This window comes from Polynucleobacter sp. AP-Jannik-300A-C4 (assembly GCF_018688335.1).
Taxonomy (GTDB): domain Bacteria; phylum Pseudomonadota; class Gammaproteobacteria; order Burkholderiales; family Burkholderiaceae; genus Polynucleobacter.
On the sequence record NZ_CP061316.1, the window covers coordinates 483,496 to 507,643 of the forward strand.

A 24,148-nucleotide genomic window follows, 5' to 3' on the forward strand; every position below is an offset into this window, starting at 1 on the left:
CAAGGAGCGGGTCTTACAGGTATTGAACACCTGGTAGGGCGCATTGGCGAATCACTTCAGCTAGCTCATTCATTGCGGCGGCCCGTGGAAAGTTCTTCCGCCAGACGAGGCAAACTCGTCTGGTTGGAATAGGGTCCTCAAATGGGATGTAACGAATGAGCTGATCCGAAGAGGCGGCATCAGATGCGGACGTTCTTGGTAGTACTGAAATCCCGATACCGCTAGCCACCATCTGACGGATGGTTTCCAATGATGAGCCTTCAAAGCTACGCTGCTCTCCAATGGTTGCGCCAGATCCAAGGCGATTCAATTCTGGGCACACGCCAAGAACATGGTCTCTAAAACAGTGACCCGTGCCAAGTAATAAAGTATTTTGCTCTTTAAGCTCTCGATGCGGGATTGATGTTCGGTTTTCCCAAGGGTGGCCTTTGGGTACTGCGACTAAAAATGGCTCGTCATACAGGTCAATCTGGTTTAGTCCAGTGCTGGCAAAGGGCTCGGCTATCACTACACAATCTAAGGCTCCTTGACGCAAGACTTCTAATAGACGAATAGTGCAGTTCTCCTCTAAAAACAGCGGGGCATGGGGCAAGCGCTCTCGTGCAACCCTTACTAGGCTAGGCAACAAGTAGGGCGCGATAGTGTAGATGGCGCCAAGCCTCAGTGGACCTGACAGAGGATCTTGACCATGCTTTGCCAAGTGCTTTAAGGAGTTAGCTTCTTCAAGTACTCTTTGGGCTTGATCGACAATCAATGCGCCAAGACTAGTCATTGCAACTTCAGTATTAGTACGCTCAAAAATTTGCGTGTTGAGCTCTTCCTCTAACTTTCTGATGGCTACTGATAGGGTAGGCTGAGATACAAAGCAAGCATCAGCGGCCCTGCCAAAGTGACGTTCTCGAGCAACTGCGACGATATAGCGAAGTTCTGTAAGGGTCATGCTTATTCGGTCTGAATTAATTGTTCAAATGCGTTGATAAATGACTCAGGAGCTTGAGCCCCTTGGACGAGATATTGGTCGTTCAGAATTACTGAGGGTACAGAGTGAATTCCTGCACCAGTATATTGAGCCTCTTCTTCGCGTACTTCATTTGCGTATAGCCCGCTATCAAGAATCTGCTTTGCTTTATCTGGATCAAGGCCGGCCGTAATGACTGCATTGAGGAGGTTTTGTTGATCATCTAAATTGACTGCCAGGCAGAAATACGTCTTCAGTAATTCTGTTTTTAAGCTTGCTTGCTTCTCAAGGCCATACTCTTTACCGGCCCAATGTAAAAGACGATGTGCATCGAAGGTGTTATAGACTCGCTTGCGACCCTCAGGGTGGAACTTAAAGCCAGCCTCAAGAGCGCGCTCTCTAATCTGGGCTTGGTTAGCCTGCACTTGCTCTACGGTAAGACCATACTTTTCAGTAAGGTGCTCGATTGCATCCTGGCCGCCTAAGGGCATATTGGGATTAAGTTCGAAAGGTCGAAAGCGCACTTCAAAGTTTGCTTTGTCACTGAATGCGGTGATAGCCTTATTGAGGTTGCCTAAGCCTACGGCACACCATGGGCAGGCTATGTCTGATACAAAGTCAATTTTGATAGTGGGTTTCATAGAAACTATTCTATAGAAGCATTGGCATAAATGCTTGCCTCCAATGGACTAAGGAATTTAAGCTAGTTTCCGCCGGCAACGTCAATAAATGAGGCGCTTGTATAAGAGGATTCATCAGAGGCAAGCCAAACAATTGCAGAGGCTACTTCAGTTGCAGATCCACCTCTTTGCATGGGGATAAATTGCTTAACGCGCTCAATCCGATTTGGCTCACCTCCACTCGCATGAATATCCGTATCGATATAGCCAGGACGAACAGCATTCACTCGAATGTTGTCAATGGCCAGTTCTTTTGCCAAACCAATTGTTAGCGTATCGATTGCACCTTTAGAGGCTGCATAGTCGACATATTCCCGAGGGGATCCAAGACGAGAAGCTACAGAGGAAATATTCACTATAGATCCACCAGTTCCCTGATACCTAGTGGACATCAATTTGATTGCCGCCTGAATGCATAAAATCGTCGAAAAGACGTTGGCATTAAAGATACGCTGTATGCGCTCGCTCGACATGTCCTCAAGGCGCATCTGAGTTTCCAGAATTCCGGCATTATTGACTAGGGCATGAAGTCCCCCAAAAGTTTGCACCGTTTCTGTAAAGAGATGTTTAACTTCTTCAGCAAGAGTGACATCTGCCTTGACGGCGATGGCTAGGCCTCCATTACTCCGAATCTCATCTACAACGGCTTGGGCCTCATCAGCATGGGATTTATAGTTGACGCACACCGCGAAGCCTTTGCTAGCAGCTAGTTTTGCAGTTGCAGCTCCTATGCCGCGACTTGCCCCAGTAATAATCATGACTTTTGACATGACTCCATACTACTAGCTTTGCCATACTCAGTCATAGTGAGTAAGGGGCGGGATTGTTTTAGTGGCTAGATAATAATTAAAAAGATTAGGCAAAACCTGATTAGGGCAATTATTTTGGGGCTAGTTTTAGAAGATGTTGGCTAAGTAATGTTGCAGCAGGTAACTGATTGGTTTTTGCCTTCATTGCTAAGAGAAGATTTCGTTTGGCCCATGAATCCTCAAGTTGAATAGTCTTGAGATCCAATGCCTTGATTTGAGCTGCGCAGGCCTGAAGTGGTAAGACGCCTATTCCCAAGTTCACTGCGATCATCTGGCACATGGCATCGTAGCTTCTAACCTGAATTCTCAGTTTCATTTGTTTTCCCAGTTTTTCAGCACTTCGAGAAGTGAGTTCAAGTAATGAGCTACCTCTGTTAAGCCCTACAAAATCATATTGAAGACATTCTTCAAATGAGATGTGCTTTCTTTTACTTACCTGATGTCCTTTGCTGCAGGCTATGACCAACTGATCTCTACCAATGATTTGAGTATCTAATCCGGATATAACTGGGCCTTCCGCAAAGACGCCAATATCCGCTATTCCATCCATCAATGCTCTTACGATATCGCCGCTCAATTGCTCCTCCACTTCAACCTGTATTTCAGGGTGAATTTTTAGGAAGCTAGCCAGTGAAGCTGGTAGAAACTCAGTTAAGGCAGACATATTTGCCCAGAGTCTGACGTGGCCTTTTACCCCCTTGGAGAATTCACCCAATTCATTACTTAATTGTTCAAAGCCTTGAAAAAGTCTTAATGCATGCTGCATCACCGCATGGCCTGCAGGCGTAATGGAGACTCCTTTAACAGAGCGTTCGAGTAGCGGGATGCCAACCGTCTCTTCAAACTCAGAAATTCGTCTGCTAGCAGCTGATAGAGCTAGGTTGCATGCGCTCGCCCCCTTGGTAATGCTCCCGGTTTGCACTATGGAGCAGAAGAGCTTGAGGGTGACAAAGTCAACTCTGGCGGGGTTGAGCGGGTTATTCATGGGGTAATTCTAACCATACCTTCGCAAAATGAGAAGGTATCGACTTGAAATAGCAATTTTCAAGACTGATGAATGGGAGTACCTTTGCTAAAAAGATATTTCAGGGGATCTTATGGAGCCATTGGCAAAGTTGAAAGTAATAGAGATGGGGCAGTTGATTGCTGGCCCATTTGCGGCTAAAACTTTAGCCGACTTTGGTGCTGATGTTATCAAAATAGAACCTCCAAATGTGGGTGATGCGCTACGTAAGTGGCGATTGCTGAAGGATGGAACCTCTGTTTGGTGGCAGGTTCAGTCACGCAATAAGCGATCCCTCTCATTAGATCTAAAGCTAGTAGAGGCTCAAGAAATTGTCAGGACGCTCGTAAAAGAAGCAGATGTATTAATTGAAAACTTCCGTCCCGGAACATTGGAAGGGTGGGGTCTTGATCCACAAAAATTACTCGAAATAAATCCACGCCTAATTGTTCTTCGTATTAGTGGTTATGGTCAAACTGGCCCCTATCGTGACAAGCCGGGCTTTGGTGTGGTCGCAGAAGCCATGGGAGGCTTACGTCATCTTACTGCTGAGCCTGGAAGGGTGCCGGTTCGGGTGGGCATCAGCATTGGTGACACCTTAGCGTCCTTACATGGTGTTATTGGAATATTACTGGCTCTGCAAGAGCGACATCACAGTGGCCAAGGTCAAATTATTGATATCGCACTGTATGAAGCAGTATTTAATTGCATGGAAAGTTTATTACCTGAATACAGTGCATTTGGCGAAGTAAGACAGGCAGCTGGAAGTGCTTTGCCGGGTATTGCTCCCACCAATGCCTATCTGTGTGCAGATGGAGGGTATGTTCTTGTAGCTGGCAATGGCGATAGTATATTTAAGCGTCTGATGGGCGTCATCGGGCGTGATGATCTGGGTAGCGATCCTCAGCTAGAGAATAACGATGGCCGTGTGAAGCGTGTTGCTGAGCTTGATGGGGCTATTGGTGTGTGGGCTAAAACAGTTAGCACTGATAAGGCTCTAGAGATTCTGGACTCTGTCTCAGTTCCTGCCGGTCGAATTTATACCATTGCTGATATTGCTAGCGATCCTCATTACAAGGCGCGGGGGAATATTGAAACGATTCAAATGCAAGATGGATCCAAATTAGATGTGCCTGGTGTGATTCCAAAACTTTCTCGTACGCCTGGATCCATTAAGACTCTAGCTCCTGATATTGGAGAGAATACTGATGAGATATTACGCAGCCTAGGCTTGAATGAATTTCAAGTTACGTCCTTAAAAGAACGCGGTGTTGCATTTACTAAAAGCTAATGAACAGAAGATCATGACAAGAATATATTTTAACGATGTGGTGACAAGAGATGGGTTTCAAATTGAGCCCAACTTTATTCCTACCGATGACAAAGTAAAGTTGGTGGATGAGCTAAGTGAATGTGGCTTCGCAAAAATCGAGGTGACATCATTTACTTCGCCAAAGTCTATCCCCATGCTCAGAGATGCGGAAGAAGTAATGGGTCGCATTAAACGATTGCCTGAAGTGGAATACACCGTGCTGGTGCCTAATCTTCGGGGCGCAGAGCGAGCCTTTGAATCTAAGGCTGATGAATTTAATTTGGTGATGTCCACATCTGAAACCCATAACCTAGCGAATCTTCGAATGGGAAGAGAAAAAAGTTTTGCCGGATTGGCAGAAGTAATTAAATACGTTAATGGCAGAACACCCATTAATGTTTCTCTTTCTACCAGCTTTGGCTGTCCTATGGAGGGTGAGGTTCCTCAAGATGTTGTGGAGGGATTTGCTCAGCGCTTTTCTGATCTGGGTGTGAGGGGGATTACGATTTGCGATACAACGGGGATGGCCAATCCAGATCAGGTAAAGAGGATGTGCGATTCTCTGCAAAAACGCTTTCCTAGTATTCAGCTGACTTTGCACTTCCACAATACGCGAGGCATGGGTTTAGCCAATCTCTTGGCGGCAGTTCAGTCTGGCATTGTGCGATTTGATGGATCGCTCGGTGGTTTAGGGGGATGCCCTTACGCGCCTGGAGCAAGCGGAAATATTTCTAGCGAGGATGCCATTCATATGCTCGATGCTATGGGATATGACACAGGTATCAACATATCTAAGTTATTGCAGCTTGCTAAGGAGTTGCCACAGATCGTCGGTCATGAAGTACCAGGTCAGGTTGCCAAAGCTGGCAGTACTTACGCACTGCATCCCGAGCCAAGTTATGTTGAAGAGTTACGTCGCGCGCAATAAATTCTAAAAAATCTTTGATTGCGAAACCCCTGTTTTCGGATGCACCACCCAAACTGGAAGAATTTGATATGAGGAGAAAATGATGATTGATCACCTAGATCATCTAGTACTTACGACAGCTAAAGAGGCTGAGTGCGTGGATTTCTATACCCGTGTTCTTGGAATGAAGCTTGAATCCTTTATTGGTGGAACCCCACCTGTTGAGAGAAAGGCATTTAAGTTTGGCAATCAAAAAATTAACCTTCACATTAAAGGAAAAGAGTTTGAGCCAAAAGCAGACATTCCTACCCCGGGGTCACTAGATCTATGTTTCATTGCTGATCGACCGCTGGAGAAGGTCATTGAGAAATTAATGGCAGCGGGATGGCCAATTATTGAGGGTCCCGTTCTTCGAACCGGTGCTACGCAAAAAATTAACTCAGTTTATGTGCGCGACCCAGATCAAAATTTAATTGAAGTATCTGAATTAATTTAAATAAGTAAATAAGGAGACAAAAATGAAGATGCGCATATTTATAAAAACACTAGCGACCCTTTCAATTGGAAGTTTTTCCTTATCTGGGTTTGCTCAAGAAGCTTATCCAAATAAGCTAATAACACTAGTTGTTCCCAGCTCGTCCTGATACCCAAAAGATGGCAGAGGACTTGGGAACTTTTGTTGAGAAAATGCCCCCAGCCCAATTGGCAACCTTTACAAAGAAGGAATATGATTACTGGGGAAATGTAATTAAGAATGCGAGTATTACTGCTGAATAAATTGTTTATCGCCTAGAGAGAACTCTAAACATTCTGAGCGATAAAAGAAGGGGGTCGCATTCTTGTGACCCCTTTTGCTATTGGTGGATTGGGCGAGATTGACTTCGTTGAAACTTCATTTTCGAACTCGCGATAAGCTTTTTTAGAAAATGACCCGCTGATGCTGCGATAGAATTACTACATTACTAACGCAAAGGACCAGATCATGAAAATTGTTAACTCCACATTGATAACTCTGGCAACAGGCCTTGTATTAGCAGCTTGTGCTCAACAGACAGAATTAATTCCCACTAAGGGTCAATCACCTGAGCGCTACAACCAAGACCGCGCAGCTTGTATAAAAGAGTCCAATACATACTACGGTAACAGTGGTGGCGCCCCATCTGATTCTGATGTATTTTTGGGATGCATGAAGGCAAAGGGTTATCAAATTAAACAAAAGTTCTAATGCTGATAGATGAGGGCGCTAAGTACTTTTGCCGTTCTAAAGAAATTAAACCACCTTCGGGTGGTTTAATTTTGTCGACCAACCCAGGATACTTGTGGGTCGGGCGAGATTCGAACTCGCGACCAACGCAGTCTGAAACTCATTTAGCGCTCTTGTCCACACGTGACACTCAATCGCTGCAGGCATTGCGCTACCGAGTTTCTTTTGAATTGATTAAGGAAAGAATTTCACCATAAAGATGGTGTGAATATAAGGAATGACATAAGATGAGGCTAATTATTTCTATTTCTCGAGTCAGAAAATATGTTACAAGAAGATAAAAAATCCATTATTGAGGCGGAAGAGCGTTTTAGGCATGAAATTAAGTTAAAGCTCGAAAGCGAATTTGCTAAAAGCCAGCCCACTATTGAAAAGATAGAAGACTCAGCTAAAGATATTGAAAAGAAAGCTTCTTCAAAAGTATTGGATTTTTTGAATAGTTCATTGGGGATGCTATTGATTTCCTCGGTGTTGATTTCGGGTGGTGGGACACTTTATCAGCAGGCACAACATCATTATGCAGTGGAGCAAAAAAATAAAGAGCAATTAGTGGCTTATCAATTTGAGATTGGCGATCGCATTCAAAATATGCGTTATTTGCTTCGACACAGCAAGACGGTAGGTGATGCAAAAACCGCATTGGCTAGCATATTCAAAAGCAAATTTCCCCTGAACTCAGATTTGGATAATAAAAGTCTTTCTGCTCTGTACTTTAATTTGTATCAATTAATACAGGGAAGTCAAAAGACAAAGAGCAGAGAGGCTATGGAGATCTTAAGAGAACTTGAGGATGCTGAGTATTCGCTGCAATCTAAAGATAACAATAGCTTACTCAATGCCGATGAAAAAGAAAAGCTAACCCAATTGGTTTTGAGTATCGAAAAACTTCATCTAGATTCACCTGTTAACTAGTTGTGTCGAAGGATCAATTTAGCCACATTCCATTGAGAATCTGAACAGCCTAATTGTTGCGCTATTTTTTTGAATCTTCTTGTTGGTGAACCCGATAACCAACCTTTAAAAACACACTTATAGTGCTGTTGCTCCTCGAGCGCCCATCATCCTTACCTATGGCGAACCCATGGATTGCCTGTTCTTAAAGCAGGCGCAACATTTCCTTACACCAGAAAGACAAAGCCCCCACTATTGCTAGTGGGGGCTTCTTGATACTGGTGGGTCGGGCGAGATTCGAACTCGCGACCAACGGATTAAAAGTCCGCTGCTCTACCGACTGAGCTACCGACCCAGTAAGACAGAAATTATAGCAAGAACTTGGTTTGGCTTCCCCGGTTTTCAGGTGTTGCCCTGTATGCCTTGTACTTACAAGTGCGCTAGGCGTTGGCGCGTCTGGCAACAGGTGGATTTTTGGAGAAATAGTCCTTAATTCCTCTCAAAATTGCTTCTGCAATGCGGTCTTGATAAGCATCATCATTAAGGCGAGCCTCTTCTTGAGGATTGCTGATAAACGCTGTCTCAACGAGGATTGAGGGGATGTCAGGAGCCCTGAGAACAGCAAAGCTAGCTTGCTCCACCTTATTTTTATGTAGCGGAGCAAATCCACCAATTTGCTTCAAGATCGACTGCCCTACTTGCACAGAATCTTTAATTTGAGCGGTTGTGGACATATCCAATAAAAGATTAGCAAGCTGCTTGTCCTGCGTCTTGATATTGATACCACCAATTAAGTCAGAGGCATTTTCTTTGTTGGCCATCCAGCGTGCAGTAGTGCTACTGGCACCCATTTGGGATAGGGCAAAAACGGATGCGCCTTTGGCTCTAGGTTCGATAAATGCATCTGCATGAATCGATACAAATAAATCCGCCTCCACTCGACGTGCTTTTTGTACTCTAGTATGGAGTGGTACAAAGTAGTCGCCATCCCTAGTCAAAAATGGACGCATATACGCATCATTATCAATTTTGTCTCGCAAGCGTTTCGCAATAGAAAGAACAACATTCTTCTCTTTAGAGCCCATCGCGCCAATAGCGCCTGGATCCTCTCCACCATGACCCGCATCGATTGCAATGGTGATGAGGCGCTTTTGTTTTGCTGGAGCAGCTGGTTGTTTTACATCTGGGATAGCTTGGGCTACCGGAGCCCTTGGAGCCTCCTTCTCTTTCTTGGTTGCAAACTGTGCAATCAAATCGATTTCTTCATTGGCTTTTTCTAGCGCATTCTCTTTGCGGGCACTACTCTTAACTAATTCCATCAAAGGATCTGGCGGAGTCGCTGGGTAGAGATCAAGCACCATGCGGTACTGATATTCCGCAATGGGGTCTAGTGTGAAGAGTTGAGGTTTTACAGGCTCTTTAAGGTCAAAAACAATGCGCACCATGCCAGGTTGAAATTGCCCCACACGTATTTGTGAGACATAGGGATCGTTAGGCTTGACCTTAGCTACCAAATCTTTCAGGGTGGAATTCAATTCCATACCTTGAACATCGACCACCAAGCGATCGGGATTGCTCAGTAATTGCTGTGTAATCGGTAGTGCTTTATCGGATTCCATCGTGATCCGTGTGTAATCTTCTGCAGGCCAAATACGTACACCTAAGATTTTTGCACCCCAAGCAATCTCTGCCTCGCCAAGGAAGAGAATGAAACCCAGCATCTTTGCTGAAGTTTTAAGATGTTTTCTTCTAGAGGAGTTGATGGGTGACTTGCTCATCTCTATTGTGGCAATAGTTCTTCTATAACCGCTATTCCGTGACGGGTGTTGGCTTGCAGGCTAATATTTCTTGCGCTTTCATCTTCACCGGCGCGGAGATGAATTTCAATATCAAAAGCTAGTAGCGTGCCTTCAGCTTTACCCGGCCACTCTACCAAGCAGAATCCAGGTTCATCAAAATGCTCTGCAAAGCCAGCTTCTTGCCACTCTAGTGGATCTCTCATGCGATAGAGATCAAAGTGGTGGGCTGTAATGTTTACTGCTGACGATGGGTTGTCACTGTTGATTTCAATAGGGTAGGGCTCACACAAGGTATAGGTTGGGCTTTTGACTCGCCCTGCATATCCTAGGGCTTGTATCAGGTGGCGGGCAAAAGTGGTCTTACCCGCCCCAAGATCGCCTTCTAGGGAAATATTCAGGTGAATGCTTTGGTCTGCTTGAAAAAGATGGCTGAGGCCCAAGGCAAGCTTTTGTGCCAATGCGGTCGTATCCGCTTCTTGCCTACAATATTGATTAAATGAATTCTGAGCCATTTGCCTAGTTTATTCAATTATTAAGCTACATTCTGTATTACTCATGACTTCTACCCAAATGCCGAGCGCTGTTGATCAGACCCATCTTCGTGAATGGCTGGATGAGCAGTCTCGTCAATTGGGTTTTGATGGCTTGCGCATTACTGATACCCATCTTGGATCGGCCACAGAGAGGCTGCATGAGTGGTTAGAGCAAGGTCGTCACGGGCAGATGGAGTACATGGCTAAACATGCTGATTTACGCTCTGATCCCGGCATGCTGGTTCCCGGTGCTGTGAGAGTGATTTGCGTCACGATGAATTATTTATCCCCAACAGTTAATTTTGACCATGAGTGGCAGCGTTTAGCTGAGCCGACTCAGGCGGTTGTATCCATGTATGCGCGTGGGCGCGACTATCACAAGGTGATGCGCAATCGTTTACAAGAGTTTGCGCAACGAATTGAAAAACAAATTGGTGCTTTTGGTTATCGTGTATTTACCGACTCAGCTCCATTAATGGAGGTGGAGTTGGCTCGTAAGGCAGGCTTAGGTTGGCGAGGCAAGCATACGCTCTTGCTTAATCGTGAATCTGGGTCTACATTTTTTTTAGGTGAGATATTGGTTGATGTCCCGCTACCGATTGATCAAGAGGAAGATTCCCATTGCGGTACTTGCCAATCTTGTATTGATGTATGTCCCACACAAGCTATTACCGCCCCTTATCAATTAGATGCACGACGCTGTATTTCTTATTTAGCGATTGAAAACCCAGATGCCATTCCGGTGGAATTTCGTAGGGCAATGGGTAATCGTGTTTATGGATGTGACGACTGTCAGTTGATTTGTCCTTGGAATAAATTTGCGCAACGTACAGCCTTACCTGACTTTGCTGAACGACATGGTCTTGGAAGAGCTAGTCTCTTGCAGCTTTGGTCTTGGACTGAGGAAGAATTCGAGAAGCGTCACGAAGGTAGTGCAATTCGTCGTATTGGTTACACCCGCTGGCGCAGAAACTTAGCTGTTGCGATGGGGAATGCCTTGGCTGATGGTGAGGTATCGGAGATTGAGAAACGCTCCCTCAGAAAGGCTTTATTGGCCTGCTTGCCAAGCTCGGATAGTTTAGTGGCCGAGCATATTCAGTGGGCCCTAGATGCCTAGATAAATTGGAAGCTTAAGCCCTATCTCACTTACAATCGTTTCATGTCATTAGCCGATAAACCCGATATAGACCCTAGCGAAATTGCTCTTGAAGGTTCGGCTGCACAACGCTTTAAAGATTCCAGTCATGCTTTTTGGTCTGGCATTCGTGATGCTGCAGGAGCCCCAGCTATGGTCTTGTTTGCAGGCATGGTGGGTTTTGGTGCGATGGGCAAAACGAATGGTATGGATGTCTGGTTTACCGGCGCCACCAGTTTCTTGATGTTTGCATTGCCTGGTCAGGTGGTATTGCTAGAGATGGCTATAACAGGATCTTCACTGCTAGCTATTGCACTGGCAGTGACTTTGACATCCACGCGCTTTATCACAATGACTGTGACGCTCTTTCCTCAGCTCCATGAAAAAGATCGCAATCACGGTCTCTATGCTTCGGTTCATCTGCTAGCAATGACAGCATGGGCAATTTCGATGCGAGAGTTTCAGACTATTGAGGCAAAGCATCGTCTGAGTTATTTCATGGGTCTTGGTCTGTTATGTTGGCTGATCTCAGTGCCCGGTACTATTTTGGGTTACTACTTGGCTGGTATGGTGCCTCCAGCCATTACTCTTGGTTTGGTTTTTATTAATCCTTTATTCTTTTTGCTGACATTTACAGAAGTAAAGGTCTGGATTAATCGAATTGCTATTGGTCTTGGATTTGTACTGGGTCCTTTTTTCTTTATTTTGGATCGCGATACGAGCTTGCTGACTACTGGTTTAGTCGCTGGAACTGCTGCCTATTTATTTGATCGCAAAGTATTGCGTAAGAAAGCAGGGGTAATAGGTTAATGAATACTGCTCTTCAAGGCTGGGGTTTATGGATTGCCTTAGCTGGCGCTACTCTTGGAACTTATTTTTGCCGTGCCATTGGTGTTTTGCTCGCCAAAAAAATTAACCAAGACAGTGAAATCTTTCGTTGGCTTGCCGCAGTAACCTATGCCATGGTTGCAGCTTTAGTAGTCAGAATGGTATTGATGCCAATTGGCTTATTAGCAACTGTTCCTGTATGGATTCGCATTCTGATTTGCCTTCTCAGTTTGGGTGTGATGGTTTCAAAACCAACCCACCGCCTCGTTCCAGCCCTATTGACTGGAACGCTTCTGATGTTGGCTTACGGCGTTATACGCTAAGCAAATCTTAAGTAGTTTGATTTAAAGATGGGCAGCCAAAATTTTGGCAATGTGTACTGCATCTCTTTGTGTGCCATCGGCAATCTGGTGGCGACAGCTTGTCCCATCTGCAACCACCCAGCTATCTGGTGCCTTCCGTATTGCTGGTAAGAGGCTAGCTTCTGCCATTTGCTTTGAGACCTCAATATGCTCAACTTCATAACCAAAGCTACCTGCCATGCCGCAGCAGGATGATTCAATCAGCTTGGGTTCAGCATTCGGGATTAACTTCAAGAGCTCCATCGCCGGTGTTACAGCAGCAAATGATTTCTGATGGCAATGACCATGAAATAACACCGGGCGCGAGGCTGGCTTTAACTGAAGTCGCAGTTTTCCACTCTTTGCTTCTTGAGCTAAAAATTCTTCTAAGAGCTGTACATACTTACTTACTGTCACCGCACGCTCACCAAAGCCCATGACTAAAGCTTCATCCTTTAAGGTAAACAGGCAAGAAGGTTCTAGACCAATGATAGGAATATTCTTTTCTGCAAATGGCGCAAGATGATTTACCAACTCATCCAAACTGGCTTTGGCTTTATCCACCATACCAGCAGCTAAATAGGTACGGCCACAACAAAATTCCTTGGAACACGTATTTGGTGTGGAGTCTGCTTTTTCCTTAGCCAAGCTCTTCTGTGGAATATGGACACGATATCCAGCAGCCTTCAGTACCGCAAGTGCTGCTTGTAAATTCTCATCTTCAAAGTAGGCATTGAAGGTATCTGCCAACAGTACAACGCCTTTATTGCCATTGGCATCATCTTGACTGAGTTCGGCTGGGGTAAATTGATAATGTGCAATTGCATTCAGATTGTTCCAGAATGTTTTTGCTTTCCAGATTGGTAGACTTCTTTGTGCAGAGATGCCCATGATCCATTCTTGTAATTTGGCAATCGGCGCAATATGGTTGCGTAGATTGAGTAGCGCAGGCAAACCAGGGATGCTGCTAATGATCGGCGCATATTTCGGTAGATAGGCAACGGCTAGATCTCGTAATGAGTACCCAACCCGTTTTTTGTAGGCCGACAAAAACTCAATCTTCATCTTCGCCATATCGACGCCAGTAGGGCATTCACGGCGGCAGGCCTTACAGCTGACACAGAGTTCCATCACTTCCTTAATGGCGTCGATACCAAGGGGTGAACTTTCATCTTTAATATCCAATTGATTAGAGAGTGCAAGACGTAAAGTATTGGCGCGACCACGGGTGAGGTGCTTTTCATCGCGAGTCACGCGGTAACTTGGGCACATCACTTCCGCATCAAATTTACGACAGTGACCATTGTTGTTGCACATCTCCACTGCTTTGGCTAAGCCCATTGCCGGGTCGCCGCCAGTACCCGGTGCGCTGGTCTCTTCAGTGACAGGATTATTTTGTACGTTCCAGGCAGACCAATCTAAAGCGGGCTGAAGTGGAATGACCTTATAACTTGGTGGGAAGCGGAAATTACTCGCATCATCCATTTTCGGTGGATCAATAATCTTGCCGGGATTAAATAATCCATTCGGATCAAATTCATGCTTAATTTCTGCAAGTGCTTCAGTAATCTTGGGGCCAAATTGCCAAGAGATCCATTCGCCACGGCAAAGTCCATCGCCATGCTCGCCACTATAGGCGCCTTTATATTTGCGAACCAATGCAGATGCCTCTTCAGCAACGGCACGCATTTTTTGTGCGCCATCGCGGCGCATATCTAATATTGGGCGTACATGGAGGGTACCTACAGAAGCATGTGCATACCAAGTGCCTCGTGAACCATACTTAGAAAATACATCTGTGAGTGCTTGGGTATATTCAGCAAGACTCTCGAGCGGGACTGCGCAATCTTCAATGAAGCTCACTGGCTTGCCGTCACCTTTAAGGCTCATCATGATATTTAAGCCGGCCTTACGTACTTCCCATAAATTCTTTTGCAAACCAGCATCAGGCATAGCTACTACTGAGCCTGGCAGACCTAGGTCACCCATAAGGCCCTGTAAAGACTTTAGTTTCTCGAGCAAGGGTGCGTGCGCTTCACCGGAGAACTCCACCAAGAGAATTGCTTCAGGAGTGGGGCCGCTAGCATCAATGAGGGCAGTCTCAATAGTTTTCTTAAAGCTGGGGTTGTGACGCGCTAAATCAATCATAGTGCGATCGACTAATTCAACTGCAGTGGGCCCAAGCTTGACGATATGCTGCGCGCTATCCATTGCTTTGAAGAAACTTGCAAAGTTCACCACTCCAAGCACTTTGTGTTGTGGCAAGGGCGCCAATTTCAACTCAAGCGATTTGAAATACGCCAAAGTACCTTCACTGCCTACCAACAGGTGCGCCAAATTCACACTGCCATCTTGTGTATACGGGCGCTCACTTTGTGGATGAAAGACATCCAAGTTGTATCCAGCAACACGACGCAACACTTTGGGAAAGTGCGCTTCGATTTCAGGCTGGAGGCTATTGGCTAAACCTTTTACAAAGTCACCGAGTTGTTTTGCAGCGCCAGAGCTATTAGCGTAATTTCCAAAGCTAGCTACTTGCCCAGAGGCTAGCCAGGCATCAATCCCTAAAACGTTGTGCACCATGTTTCCATAGGCGATAGAGCGACTGCCGCAAGAGTTATTGCCTGCCATGCCGCCTATGGTTGCTTGACCAGCAGTAGAGACATCTACCGGGTACCAGAGTCCATGAGGCTTAAGTGCAGCATTGAGGTGATCCAAAACAATTCCAGGTTCAACAACTGCAGTTGCTTTTTCTGGATCCGCATGTAGAAGCTTACGGAAATATTTTGTGTTGTCGATGACGAGTGCAGTACCGGTGGTTTGACCGCACTGACTGGTGCCCCCTCCGCGAGGCAAAACTGGGACACCCAAATCAGCTGCAATCTGAATAGCTGTTGCAATATCCTCGGCTGTTTTGGGAACAAAGACAGCAACTGGCATGGCTTGATAAATTGAAGCATCTGTTGCATAACGTCCGCGACTAGCCATATCGGTCATTACTTCACCAGAGGTTTCTTGCCTGAGGCGCTTAGCTAACTCTGCCTTGTTGGCAACAAATTCTGGAAGAGGAAAATCGAGTGGCTTGTTCATGCTGTAACTTTCTGTTTGGATTCTGAGTCAACTAATTGGATCACTACATCACGTTTATTCATGACGTGCTGCATCATGACTTTGCGCATGCGCACGCTGTCACGTGCTTTTAATGCATCGAGCATTTCTTGATGTTCTCCCACTGCCTTCTCCCACTTCACGCCATCTTGGTTGGAGCGAAAGCGTAGTGCCTCAATACGGGCATTGACTTGGGTAAAGAGCTGGCTTAAGACAGGATTGTTTGCCGCTTGATTAATAGCCTGATGAATCTTGAGATTGAGTTGGTAGTAGCTCGAGAGATCTCTGCGAGCATATGAGGCCATCATTTCATATTGAAGTGCTTCCAGTTCAATTAGAGCTTGATTGCTAATGTTTTGCGCTGCTAGTTCTCCGGAGTAGCCTTCTAAGTTCGCAATCACATCAAAGGTGTGAAGGATGTCATCCCGCGTGAGTTGTACTGCAATCGCTCCGCGGTTGGCAATCAGCTCAACTAGGCCGGCGGCAGCCAAACGTCGAATTGCCTCACGAATAGGGGTGCGTGACACATTGAGCTGTTCTGCTAATTCACGTTCATTTAACTTGCTACCCGGTGTAATGGCACCCTCTACCAATAAAGCTCGCAGCTTTTGGAAGGTGACCTCGTGTAGGTTTTGGGTATTTGGTGGTGCGGTGAGCATCATATGAAATGCCTTAATTTTGTATACATATTTACTATAACCTATCAATAGCCTTAAATAACGCTATAAATTGCTTATTTTTTACTTATTTGGGAAATATTTTGCATACAAAATTGTAAATTACTAAAAAGTACCTTACACTGGCCAGCAAGATTAACAACAAAAACCAAGCGAGACTCAGCATGCTAAAACTAGATAACCACCTCTCAGGGCGTCATTTTTTACATATTCCTGGCCCAAGCCCAGTGCCATCCCGCATCCTGCGGGCAATCAGCTATCAAACGATTGATCACCGTGGACCTGAATTTGGTCAGTTTGGCCTCAAGGTTTTGGATGGCATTAAAAAGATCTTTAAAACTGAGCAACCAGTCATTGTTTACTCAGCCTCTGGAACGGGTTCATGGGAGGGGGCTTTGGTTAACGTCCTCAATCCTGGCGACAAGGTGCTCTTTTATGAAACCGGTCAGTTTGCTAATTTGTGGCGCGCTTTGGGTAAGCGTCTTGGTTTGGATGTTGAGGTGGTGACTAAGCCTGGTCAAGATACTTGGCGGTGGGGTGTTGATGCATCTGTCATTGAAGAGCGCTTACGCAAGGACACTGGTCATGAAATCAAGGCGGTCTGTGTAGTTCATAACGAAACCTCCACGGGCGTAACTTCGAACATTGCCGCAGTTCGCAAGGCAATTGATTCTCTCAAGCATCCAGCACTGCTGTTGGTTGATAGCGTTTCTGGTTTGGGTTCTGCAGACTACGAGCACGACAAATGGGGTGCCGACGTCACTGTATCGGGCTCACAAAAAGGATTAATGCTGCCTCCAGGCATTGGTTTTAATGCCTTGTCAGCACGCGCAATTGAAGTTAGTAAAACGAACAAGATGTCTAAGGCCTATTGGGCTTGGGATGAGATCTTGGAGTCCAATAAATCAGGCTACTGGCCAACTACGCCTAGTACCAATTTGATGTATGGCTTACATGAGGCTTTGGATATGATGATGGCTGAAGGCTTAGACAATATCTTTGCTCGTCACCAACGTCTTGCAGCTGCTTGCCGTGAAGCGGTGAATGCTTGGGGCTTAGAAATCCAGTGCCAAGATAAAGATTGTTACTCGCCAGTACTCACTTGTATTGCTACACCAGAAGGTATGGATGCAGATGTATTACGTAAGCATGCTCTGGAGAAGTTCAATTTATCCCTGGGTACAGGCCTTGGAAAAATTAAAGGTAAGGCCTTCCGTATTGGCCATTTGGGTGATTGCAATGAGCTCAGTCTGATGGCTGCACTAAGTGGGGTAGAGATGAGTTTGGGCGCGATGGGCTACAAGCCTAAGGCAAGCGGTGTTGTTGCTGCCCAAGAATTTCTAAAATAATCAGTAAGTTGGGTGTAAATGGGGTGTCAGCTGGTGAATCTATCGGCCAACACCCCTTATAATTCAAGTACTTATATAGATAGTACTTTCATCAAATAAAACATATTCGAGACAGAAAGATTTCACATGTTGGCAACTAAACCATATTTAACCCAGGCTGATGTTCAGAAGATTTTGGATGCAGCAGATAAGCATGCTGCAGCAAATAACTGGGCAGTGACTATCTGTGTCTGTGATGATGGCGGGCATGTATTGGGATTAACGCGTCGTGATGGTTGTGCTCCTGTCTCTGCGTACATCGCTCAAGAAAAAGCGCGTACTGCTGCAATGGGTAAACGTGAGAGCCGTGTTTACGAAGAAATTATTAATAACGGACGCATTTCCTTTTTATCTGCCCCACATATTTCGGGCATGTTGGAAGGTGGCGTCAATATCGAGGTAAATGGGTTTACCATCGGCGCAGTCGGTGTTTCCGGCGTTAAATCGACTGAGGATGCCGAAACCGCAAAGGCCGGCATTGCAGCCATTCTGTAAGTTACCTTGACAAATACTGTTCCTGAAATAAATTCCCCTACCGGCGCTACTGAGAGTAGCGCCACCCCAGCAACAATTACCTTTGCTGACTTTGGCTTAGATCCAAAGATTCAAAAAGCGGTATCTGAGCAGGGTTACAACACCCCAACTCCGATTCAAGCGCAATCTATTCCGCACGTTTTGGCTGGAAGTGATTTGATGGGCGCTGCCCAGACTGGTACCGGTAAGACGGCTGCTTTTGTATTGCCAATTATTCAAAAGATCCTGCGTCATGCAAGTAGTAGTGCTTCGCCAGCTCGTCACCCAATTCGCGCCTTGGTACTAACGCCGACACGTGAGTTAGCTGTGCAAGTTGCCGAGAATGCAGCAAGCTATTCCAAGCACACTGATTTGCGTGCTGCCGTGGTGTACGGCGGCGTGGATATGAAAGAGCAAGTTGCTACATTGCGTGGTGGTGTAGAGATTTTGATTGCTACCCCAGGGCGCTTGTTAGATCACATTGGTTCTAAAGTTGCCAATCTCTCCCAAGTAGAAATTTTGGTTTTAGATGAAGCGGATCGTATGTTGGATATGGGCTTCCTGCCCGACTTGCAGCGCATCATTGATTTGATTCCCGCGCAGCGCCAAACACTCTTGTTCTCAGCAACATTCTCACCAGAGATTAAAAAATTAGCGCAAAGTTATTTGCGCACACCGGTTACTGTTGAAGTAGCACGCCAAAATGCTGCAGCCGATACTGTCAAGCAAGTAGTGCATATGGTAGCCAGCGAAGACAAACAGCGTGCGATTGTGAAGGTCCTTGAAGCGCGCACTCGTCAAGGTTTATCTCGTCAGTGCATCATCTTTACTAACAGTCGTTTAGGTTGTGCTCGATTAGCGCGTTCATTAGAGCGTGATGGTATTAAAGCGGGCGCGATTCATGGTGATAAGAGTCAGGGCGAGCGTACTCTCACTTTAGATGCATTTAAATCTGGCGCGATCGAGGCTCTGGTAGCAACTGACGTAGCTGCACGTGGTTTGGATATTCCATCGATGCCTTGCGTGATTAATCATGAGTTGCCATTTAATGCGGAAGACTTTATTCACCGTATCGGCCGTACGGGTCGCGCAGGCAGCAAAGGTGATGCGATTGCATTGGTCGATGCTAGTGAAAAACGTTTACTCGACGATATTGAAAAGTTGATGAAACGCAAGTTGGATATCCAGCCGCTACCCGAAGGTAATCCTAGCTACGCTCCTAGCAGAAGCTCAACTAGATCAGATGCGCCGGCCAAAATGTCGGATCCTTTTTTCTATAAGCCTTATGAGCCTAGCGCTGTCAACAAGTCATCATCAGAGACTAGTAATCCTGAAGAGAAAAAAGTGGGCATTACGCCTGCAAGACCGGCTGTTGGTGCTCTGCTCGGTGGCTTTAAGAAGAAGTAATTTTTCTATTCCAAGCTTGGGTGGCAGCTAAGAGCCACTCAGCAATCGAAGTATCTTTTCCATCTGGAAGATCTTTCAATCCCAAGTGCTTTGCGGCTTTACGTAATTCTTGTAAAGCCTGTTGTGCATTTTCTGTATGAATAGCGTTCGCCAAAGTTTGCTTGCTGAGTTTTTCACCATGCGCATCGAGCACTAGTGGTAGATGCAAGTAGCTTGGTATTGGATATCCCAATATACTTTGTAGATGTATTTGTCGTGCTGTGTTGTTCAGTAAATCTGCACCACGCACAATATGAGTGATGCCTTGTTCGGCATCATCTACCACTACGGCAAGCTGATAGGTGAATATGCCATCCCGACGACGCAATACAAAATCGCCCACTTCTTGATTCAGGTTTTGACTTTGCTTCCCTAGGGCTAAATCTTCAAAATGAATACTGAGATCTGGGGGCAGGGCAAGCCTCCAGGCCGCTTCAACCTTAAAGATGTTTTCATCCTCATACAGGGGTATTTGTTGGGGGCGGCAGCTACCTGGGTAGACCATTTCTTGATTGCGAGGTGTGACTACACCACGAGCCTCTAGAGCGCCTGCAATGCTTTGCCTGGAACAGGTGCAGGGATAGATGGTTTGGAGCTCATTTAAGCGCTTTAGAGCCTTTTTATAGCGATCTTGGTGCTTGGATTGCCAGGTTAGCTCCCCGTCCCAGCTAAGCCCGCAGGCAAGCAACTGGCGTAGGATTTCTTGATCCGCCCCCGGAATGCAGCGGGGGGTATCTAAATCCTCGATTCTGATTAGCCATTTCCCTTGATTTTGTCGGGCATCCAACCAGCTTCCTAGGGCGGCAACCAAGGATCCCGCATGAAGCGGGCCAGTAGGCGAGGGGGCAAAGCGCCCGCGATAGCCGTCGGCTGGGGGTGAGGGGTTTTTGAGGTTCGGCACAGCTAAAATGATCTCATGGCTTCACCCCGTTTTGTTCATCTGCGCGTCCATTCCGAGTTTTCAATTACGGATGGTGTCGTTCGTATTGATGATGCGGTAGCTGCAGCCGAAAAAGACGGCATGGGAGCCTTGGCGCTCACTGATTTGAGTAATTTATTTGGCTTAGTCCGTTTTTATAGTGCTGCACGCTCAAACGGAGTTAAGCCAATTGCAGGTGCTGATGTTTGGATTAGCAACCCCCAAGACCCAGATCAACCCCATCGTTTATTGCTCCTGGTACAAAACCACTCTGGCTACCTCAATTTATGTCAGCTATTAAGCAAAGCCTCCCTGGAGAATCAATCTCGTGGTCGGGCAGAGGTAGATCCCAAGTGGTTTAGTGAGCCCGCTTCTAAAGCTGAAGATAAAGCTGCAAAAAGAACGCTGGCATATGGATTGATTGCGCTCTCGAGTGGACGCTGGGGTGATGTGGGTAGCGCGCTCTTAGCTGGCCAAGAAGATCAAGCTAAAGATGCTGCTAAACATTGGGCAAAGTTATTCCCAAATACTTTTTACATTGAAGTGCAGCGTGGCGGCCATCCTCAAGATGAAAAGCAACTTCAGCTAGCCTGCCATCTCGCAAGTGAATTAGATCTACCTATAGTTGCTACGCACCCAGTGCAATTTATGCAAAGAAGTGATTTCACGGCCCATGAGGCGCGGGTTTGTATTGCTGAAGGAGAGCTCTTAGGCAATCCTCGTCGCACCAAGAAATTTAATGAAGAGCAGTATTTCTTATCTCAAGAGGAGATGGAAAAGCGTTTTGTAGATTTGCCTGTTGCATTGGCTAATTCGGTGGAGATTGCCAAGCGTTGCAATCTCTCTTTAACTTTAGGTCAGCCACGCTTACCGGATTTTCCAACGCCTCCTGGTATTACGCTCGACGATTATTTATTGCAGCAATCGGAGATTGGTTTGAAGCGCCATATGGAGCGCAATTTCCCAGATCCAGAAGAGCGTGCAAAGGAAGAGGCTCGTTATCACGAGCGACTAGTCTTCGAGGTGAAGACCATTTCTCAAATGGGTTTCCCAGGTTACTTCTTGATTGTTGCGGACTTTATCAATTGGGCAAAAAACAATGGTGTACCAGTCGGCCCAGGTCGTGGATCTGGTGCCGGCTCATTAGTTGCTTACTCACTTGGTATTACGGATCTTGATCCACTGCGTTACAACCTCCTCTTTGAGCGCTTCTTAAATCCTGAGCGGGTATCGATGCCCGACTTCGATATTGACTTCTGCCAGCATGGGCGCGATCGCGTTATTCAGTACGTAAAAGATAAGTACGGCAAAGATGCGGTCAGTCAAATTGCGACCTTTGGAACGATGGCTGCCAGAGCGGCGATTCGTGACGTGGGTCGTGTGCTGGAGCAAGGTTATAACTTCGTTGACGGTATCGCCAAGTTGATTCCGAATAAGCCAGGTCAGTACATGACTATCGAAATGGCTAAGAAGGAAGAGAAGCAATTAGGCGAGCGCGAAAAGAATGAAGATGAAGTGCGCCAGCTCTTATCTCTTGCACAGCAGCTTGAAGGCATGACCCGTAACGTCGGTATGCATGCGGGTGGCGTATTGATTGCCCCTGGTCGTTTGACCGATTTTTGTCCGCTTTATACACAAGAGGCAAAAGATTCTAAAGATCAAGAGAGCGGCTCCGTCATTAGTCAGTTTGACAAAGATGACGTAGAAGCTATTGGCTTAGTGAAGTTCGATTTCTTGGGTTTAACGACGCTGACTATTTTGGCGGCTGCTGAGAAGTGGATTAAGACGCTGCATGCTGATCGTAAAGATTGGAATATTGGTGAAATCCCACTCGATGATGAAAAGGCCTTTGAAGTTTTAAAGAATGCCAATACGGTCGCAGTCTTCCAGCTAGAAAGTCGCGGCATGCAAGGCATGCTTCGTGAAGCCAAGCCTGACCGCTTTGAAGACATTATTGCGCTCGTCGCACTCTATCGCCCAGGTCCAATGGATTTGATTCCGGACTTTATTGAGCGTAAGCATGGTCGTCAAAAAGTAGAGTATCCAGATCCGCGTATTGAGCCCGTTCTGCAAGAAACCTACGGCATCATGGTCTATCAAGAGCAGGTGATGCAGATGGCCCAGATGATTGGTGGCTACTCACTTGGTGGTGCCGATATGTTGCGTCGTGCCATGGGTAAAAAGAAGCCTGAAGAGATGGCACAGCATCGCAAGATCTTTAGTGATGGTGCAAAAGCCGGCGGTATTACTGAAGGCAAGGCCAACGAGATTTATGACTTGATGGAGCGCTTTGCAGGGTATGGATTTAATAAATCCCATGCTGCTGCTTATGCACTCTTGGCATATCAAACTGCCTGGCTTAAGGCTTACTACCCTGCTGAATTTATGGCGGCCAACTTATCGCTCGCGATGGATGACACCGATAAGGTGAAGATTCTGTACGACGATTGTTTGGCAAACAATATTCGGGTGTTCTCGCCAGATATTAATACTGGCGTTTATGTGTTCACACCATTACGTGCCCCAGATGCTGCTCCAGATTCTCCGATCAGTCATATTCGCTATGGCTTGGGCGCAGTGAGAGGTACCGGTGAGGCTGCAATTGAAGTGATTGTGAAGGCGCGTGAAGCTGGCGGACCTTTCAAAGATTTATTTGATTTCTGCGCACGCGTTGATCGTAGGCAAGTCAACCGTCGAGCAATTGAAGCTTTGATGCGTGCTGGCGCCTTTGATAGTTTGTATAAGGACTCTATTCCTGCCGGCGGTAATCCTTACGATATTCGCTCCACTTTATTGGCTTCTTTAGCGCGTGCAATCGAGGCGGCAGAACAAGCGGAAGCTTCAATCAACCAAGTCAGTTTGTTTGAGGTAGCAGGGGAAGAGGATCGCCACCTGCCTGAATTGGTGCGCGAACCAGTCTGGTCTGAAAAGAAACGCCTTCAAGATGAGAAGAGCGCCTTAGGACTTTGCCTAACGGGCCACATGTTTGACGCCTATCGCGACGAGACGGCGCATTTCATTCGTCAACCATTGGCTAAAGTGACGGAGGGTAAAGATCAGTTGATCGCCGGCATTATTACTTCTGCCCGCATGCTGACGGGTCAGCGTGGCCGTATGATGATTGCAACAATTGATGATGGCACCGCTGCAATAGAAGTGACCCTCTATAGCGAGGTATATGAACCAAATCGCTCTTGGCTCAAAGAAGATGAGTTATTAGTAGCGAAAGTGAACGTTACACCCGACAAGTTTTCTGGCGGAATGCGGATCGTATCAGAGGCGGTGATGGACATTACGGGTGCGCGCATGCGTTTTGCTCGCAATATCCATTTATCGATTGATTCAGCGATTGATCTTAAATCCTTACGTAGCCAAATTGGGCCTTACTTGATGAGTAATCGAGTGCGAGATCCCAAGTTGGGCCCCGCAGCAGCCGCTATGCCAAGTGCTAGCGAAGGCTTAAAGGGTTTAATGCTCACGGCTGCAGTCACTACTAGTGGCGGAGCTTGCTTGATGCAATTCCCAGAAGAGTTGCGCATCTATCCTGATGATGCCTGCTTGCATAGTCTGAATCAAATATTGGCGGCCAAGCAATCTAATACAGTTCAGGTTCAGTACCTCTAAATCAGCAGCACCA

The 24,148-nt window shown here is 46.2% G+C and carries 21 protein-coding genes and 1 tRNA gene; 12 read left to right on the plus strand and 10 right to left on the minus strand.

Annotated features, from left to right (window positions below):
• Positions 1-13 precede the first annotated feature (13 nt).
• The 4 genes from FD975_RS02595 to FD975_RS02610 form a co-directional block, all read right to left on the minus strand.
• On the minus strand, positions 14-940 hold the full coding sequence (locus tag FD975_RS02595) for a LysR substrate-binding domain-containing protein (RefSeq protein ID WP_215302878.1): 927 nt from the start codon (positions 938-940) through the stop codon (positions 14-16).
• A gap of 2 nt (positions 941-942) precedes the next feature.
• Positions 943-1,599, minus strand: a complete 657-nt coding sequence (locus tag FD975_RS02600) for a DsbA family oxidoreductase (protein WP_215302880.1) — start codon at positions 1,597-1,599, stop codon at positions 943-945.
• 62 nt (positions 1,600-1,661) lie between these two features.
• Entirely contained in the window at positions 1,662-2,408 is a 747-nt protein-coding gene (locus FD975_RS02605) for an SDR family oxidoreductase (protein WP_215302882.1), read from the minus strand.
• 109 nt (positions 2,409-2,517) lie between these two features.
• Entirely contained in the window at positions 2,518-3,432 is a 915-nt protein-coding gene (locus tag FD975_RS02610) for a LysR family transcriptional regulator (protein WP_215302883.1), read from the minus strand.
• 112 nt (positions 3,433-3,544) lie between these two features.
• On the opposite strand from FD975_RS02610, the gene FD975_RS02615 reads away from it, so the two are divergent.
• The 5 genes from FD975_RS02615 to FD975_RS02635 all read left to right on the plus strand — a co-directional run bounded on the left by FD975_RS02615 (position 3,545) and on the right by FD975_RS02635 (position 7,845).
• A complete protein-coding gene (locus tag FD975_RS02615; RefSeq protein ID WP_215302885.1) occupies positions 3,545-4,741 on the plus strand; it encodes a CaiB/BaiF CoA-transferase family protein in 1,197 nt (398 codons plus the stop codon).
• A 13-nt stretch (positions 4,742-4,754) separates the two neighbouring features.
• Positions 4,755-5,690, plus strand: a complete 936-nt coding sequence (locus tag FD975_RS02620; RefSeq protein ID WP_215302886.1) for a hydroxymethylglutaryl-CoA lyase — start codon at positions 4,755-4,757, stop codon at positions 5,688-5,690.
• Between the two features lie 82 nt (positions 5,691-5,772).
• Entirely contained in the window at positions 5,773-6,165 is a 393-nt protein-coding gene (locus tag FD975_RS02625) for a VOC family protein (RefSeq protein WP_215303772.1), read from the plus strand.
• Positions 6,166-6,651: 486 nt separating this feature from the next.
• On the plus strand, positions 6,652-6,894 hold the full coding sequence (locus FD975_RS02630; protein WP_215302889.1) for a hypothetical protein: 243 nt from the start codon (positions 6,652-6,654) through the stop codon (positions 6,892-6,894).
• A gap of 303 nt (positions 6,895-7,197) precedes the next feature.
• Positions 7,198-7,845, plus strand: coding sequence for a hypothetical protein (locus FD975_RS02635; RefSeq protein ID WP_215302890.1), 648 nt, complete (start codon positions 7,198-7,200; stop codon positions 7,843-7,845).
• 258 nt (positions 7,846-8,103) lie between these two features.
• On the opposite strand, the gene FD975_RS02640 is transcribed toward FD975_RS02635, so the two are convergent.
• The 3 genes from FD975_RS02640 to tsaE form a co-directional block, all read right to left on the minus strand.
• A tRNA-Lys gene (locus tag FD975_RS02640) sits at positions 8,104-8,179 on the minus strand.
• Between the two features lie 85 nt (positions 8,180-8,264).
• Entirely contained in the window at positions 8,265-9,602 is a 1,338-nt protein-coding gene (locus tag FD975_RS02645; RefSeq protein ID WP_215302892.1) for an N-acetylmuramoyl-L-alanine amidase, read from the minus strand.
• 2 nt (positions 9,603-9,604) lie between these two features.
• Positions 9,605-10,135, minus strand: a complete 531-nt coding sequence (gene tsaE, locus FD975_RS02650) for a tRNA (adenosine(37)-N6)-threonylcarbamoyltransferase complex ATPase subunit type 1 TsaE (protein WP_215302894.1) — start codon at positions 10,133-10,135, stop codon at positions 9,605-9,607.
• Positions 10,136-10,178: 43 nt separating this feature from the next.
• Here tsaE and queG point away from each other — a divergent pair, with 43 nt between their 5' ends.
• From queG to FD975_RS02665, 3 genes are read left to right on the plus strand one after another with little or no spacing between them, the layout of a single operon-like run.
• Positions 10,179-11,273, plus strand: coding sequence for a tRNA epoxyqueuosine(34) reductase QueG (queG, locus tag FD975_RS02655; RefSeq protein ID WP_371743389.1), 1,095 nt, complete (start codon positions 10,179-10,181; stop codon positions 11,271-11,273).
• 42 nt (positions 11,274-11,315) lie between these two features.
• A complete protein-coding gene (locus tag FD975_RS02660; RefSeq protein ID WP_215302896.1) occupies positions 11,316-12,101 on the plus strand; it encodes an AzlC family ABC transporter permease in 786 nt (261 codons plus the stop codon).
• Entirely contained in the window at positions 12,101-12,442 is a 342-nt protein-coding gene (locus FD975_RS02665; RefSeq protein ID WP_215302897.1) for an AzlD domain-containing protein, read from the plus strand. Before FD975_RS02660 ends, FD975_RS02665 begins: the two co-directional genes overlap by 1 nt.
• Positions 12,443-12,463: 21 nt before the next feature.
• Here the strand turns inward: FD975_RS02665 and FD975_RS02670 are convergent, their stop codons facing one another.
• Together FD975_RS02670 and FD975_RS02675 are read right to left on the minus strand one after the other, a co-directional pair.
• On the minus strand, positions 12,464-15,550 hold the full coding sequence (locus tag FD975_RS02670; protein WP_215302899.1) for an FAD-binding and (Fe-S)-binding domain-containing protein: 3,087 nt from the start codon (positions 15,548-15,550) through the stop codon (positions 12,464-12,466).
• The gene (locus FD975_RS02675) at positions 15,547-16,230 is read right to left on the minus strand and encodes a GntR family transcriptional regulator (protein WP_251371383.1); all 684 of its coding nucleotides are present in this window, start codon (positions 16,228-16,230) and stop codon (positions 15,547-15,549) included. Before FD975_RS02675 ends, FD975_RS02670 begins: the two co-directional genes overlap by 4 nt.
• Before the next feature lie 179 nt (positions 16,231-16,409).
• Here FD975_RS02675 and FD975_RS02680 point away from each other — a divergent pair, with 179 nt between their 5' ends.
• The 3 genes from FD975_RS02680 to FD975_RS02690 all read left to right on the plus strand — a co-directional run bounded on the left by FD975_RS02680 (position 16,410) and on the right by FD975_RS02690 (position 19,553).
• On the plus strand, positions 16,410-17,594 hold the full coding sequence (locus FD975_RS02680) for an alanine--glyoxylate aminotransferase family protein (RefSeq protein ID WP_215302901.1): 1,185 nt from the start codon (positions 16,410-16,412) through the stop codon (positions 17,592-17,594).
• A 129-nt stretch (positions 17,595-17,723) separates the two neighbouring features.
• Positions 17,724-18,128, plus strand: coding sequence for a heme-binding protein (locus FD975_RS02685; protein ID WP_215303777.1), 405 nt, complete (start codon positions 17,724-17,726; stop codon positions 18,126-18,128).
• 6 nt (positions 18,129-18,134) lie between these two features.
• Complete coding sequence (locus tag FD975_RS02690) at positions 18,135-19,553, plus strand: DEAD/DEAH box helicase (RefSeq protein ID WP_215302903.1); 1,419 nt, start codon at positions 18,135-18,137, stop codon at positions 19,551-19,553.
• On the opposite strand, the gene gluQRS is transcribed toward FD975_RS02690, so the two are convergent.
• Positions 19,540-20,493, minus strand: coding sequence for a tRNA glutamyl-Q(34) synthetase GluQRS (gene gluQRS, locus FD975_RS02695; RefSeq protein WP_251371387.1), 954 nt, complete (start codon positions 20,491-20,493; stop codon positions 19,540-19,542). The genes FD975_RS02690 and gluQRS overlap by 14 nt on opposite strands.
• Before the next feature lie 15 nt (positions 20,494-20,508).
• Between gluQRS and dnaE the strand changes: the two genes are divergently transcribed.
• A complete protein-coding gene (gene dnaE, locus FD975_RS02700; protein WP_215302905.1) occupies positions 20,509-24,135 on the plus strand; it encodes a DNA polymerase III subunit alpha in 3,627 nt (1,208 codons plus the stop codon).
• The last annotated feature ends 13 nt before the right edge of the window (positions 24,136-24,148 follow it).

Coding starts and splice junctions, on each gene's coding strand:
- FD975_RS02625 (WP_215303772.1), top strand. CDS start 5,773: ATGATTGATCACCTAGATCATCTAGTACTTACGACAGCTAAAGAGGCT.
- FD975_RS02680 (WP_215302901.1), top strand. CDS start 16,410: ATGCTAAAACTAGATAACCACCTCTCAGGGCGTCATTTTTTACATATT.
- FD975_RS02610 (WP_215302883.1), bottom strand. CDS start 3,432: ATGAATAACCCGCTCAACCCCGCCAGAGTTGACTTTGTCACCCTCAAG.
- FD975_RS02600 (WP_215302880.1), bottom strand. CDS start 1,599: ATGAAACCCACTATCAAAATTGACTTTGTATCAGACATAGCCTGCCCA.
- FD975_RS02615 (WP_215302885.1), top strand. CDS start 3,545: ATGGAGCCATTGGCAAAGTTGAAAGTAATAGAGATGGGGCAGTTGATT.
- FD975_RS02670 (WP_215302899.1), bottom strand. CDS start 15,550: ATGAACAAGCCACTCGATTTTCCTCTTCCAGAATTTGTTGCCAACAAG.
- FD975_RS02595 (WP_215302878.1), bottom strand. CDS start 940: ATGACCCTTACAGAACTTCGCTATATCGTCGCAGTTGCTCGAGAACGT.
- FD975_RS02635 (WP_215302890.1), top strand. CDS start 7,198: ATGTTACAAGAAGATAAAAAATCCATTATTGAGGCGGAAGAGCGTTTT.
- FD975_RS02645 (WP_215302892.1), bottom strand. CDS start 9,602: ATGAGCAAGTCACCCATCAACTCCTCTAGAAGAAAACATCTTAAAACT.
- FD975_RS02620 (WP_215302886.1), top strand. CDS start 4,755: ATGACAAGAATATATTTTAACGATGTGGTGACAAGAGATGGGTTTCAA.
- dnaE (WP_215302905.1), top strand. CDS start 20,509: ATGGCTTCACCCCGTTTTGTTCATCTGCGCGTCCATTCCGAGTTTTCA.
- FD975_RS02605 (WP_215302882.1), bottom strand. CDS start 2,408: ATGTCAAAAGTCATGATTATTACTGGGGCAAGTCGCGGCATAGGAGCT.
- queG (WP_371743389.1), top strand. CDS start 10,179: ATGACTTCTACCCAAATGCCGAGCGCTGTTGATCAGACCCATCTTCGT.
- tsaE (WP_215302894.1), bottom strand. CDS start 10,135: ATGGCTCAGAATTCATTTAATCAATATTGTAGGCAAGAAGCGGATACG.
- FD975_RS02630 (WP_215302889.1), top strand. CDS start 6,652: ATGAAAATTGTTAACTCCACATTGATAACTCTGGCAACAGGCCTTGTA.
- FD975_RS02675 (WP_251371383.1), bottom strand. CDS start 16,230: ATGATGCTCACCGCACCACCAAATACCCAAAACCTACACGAGGTCACC.
- FD975_RS02665 (WP_215302897.1), top strand. CDS start 12,101: ATGAATACTGCTCTTCAAGGCTGGGGTTTATGGATTGCCTTAGCTGGC.
- FD975_RS02660 (WP_215302896.1), top strand. CDS start 11,316: ATGTCATTAGCCGATAAACCCGATATAGACCCTAGCGAAATTGCTCTT.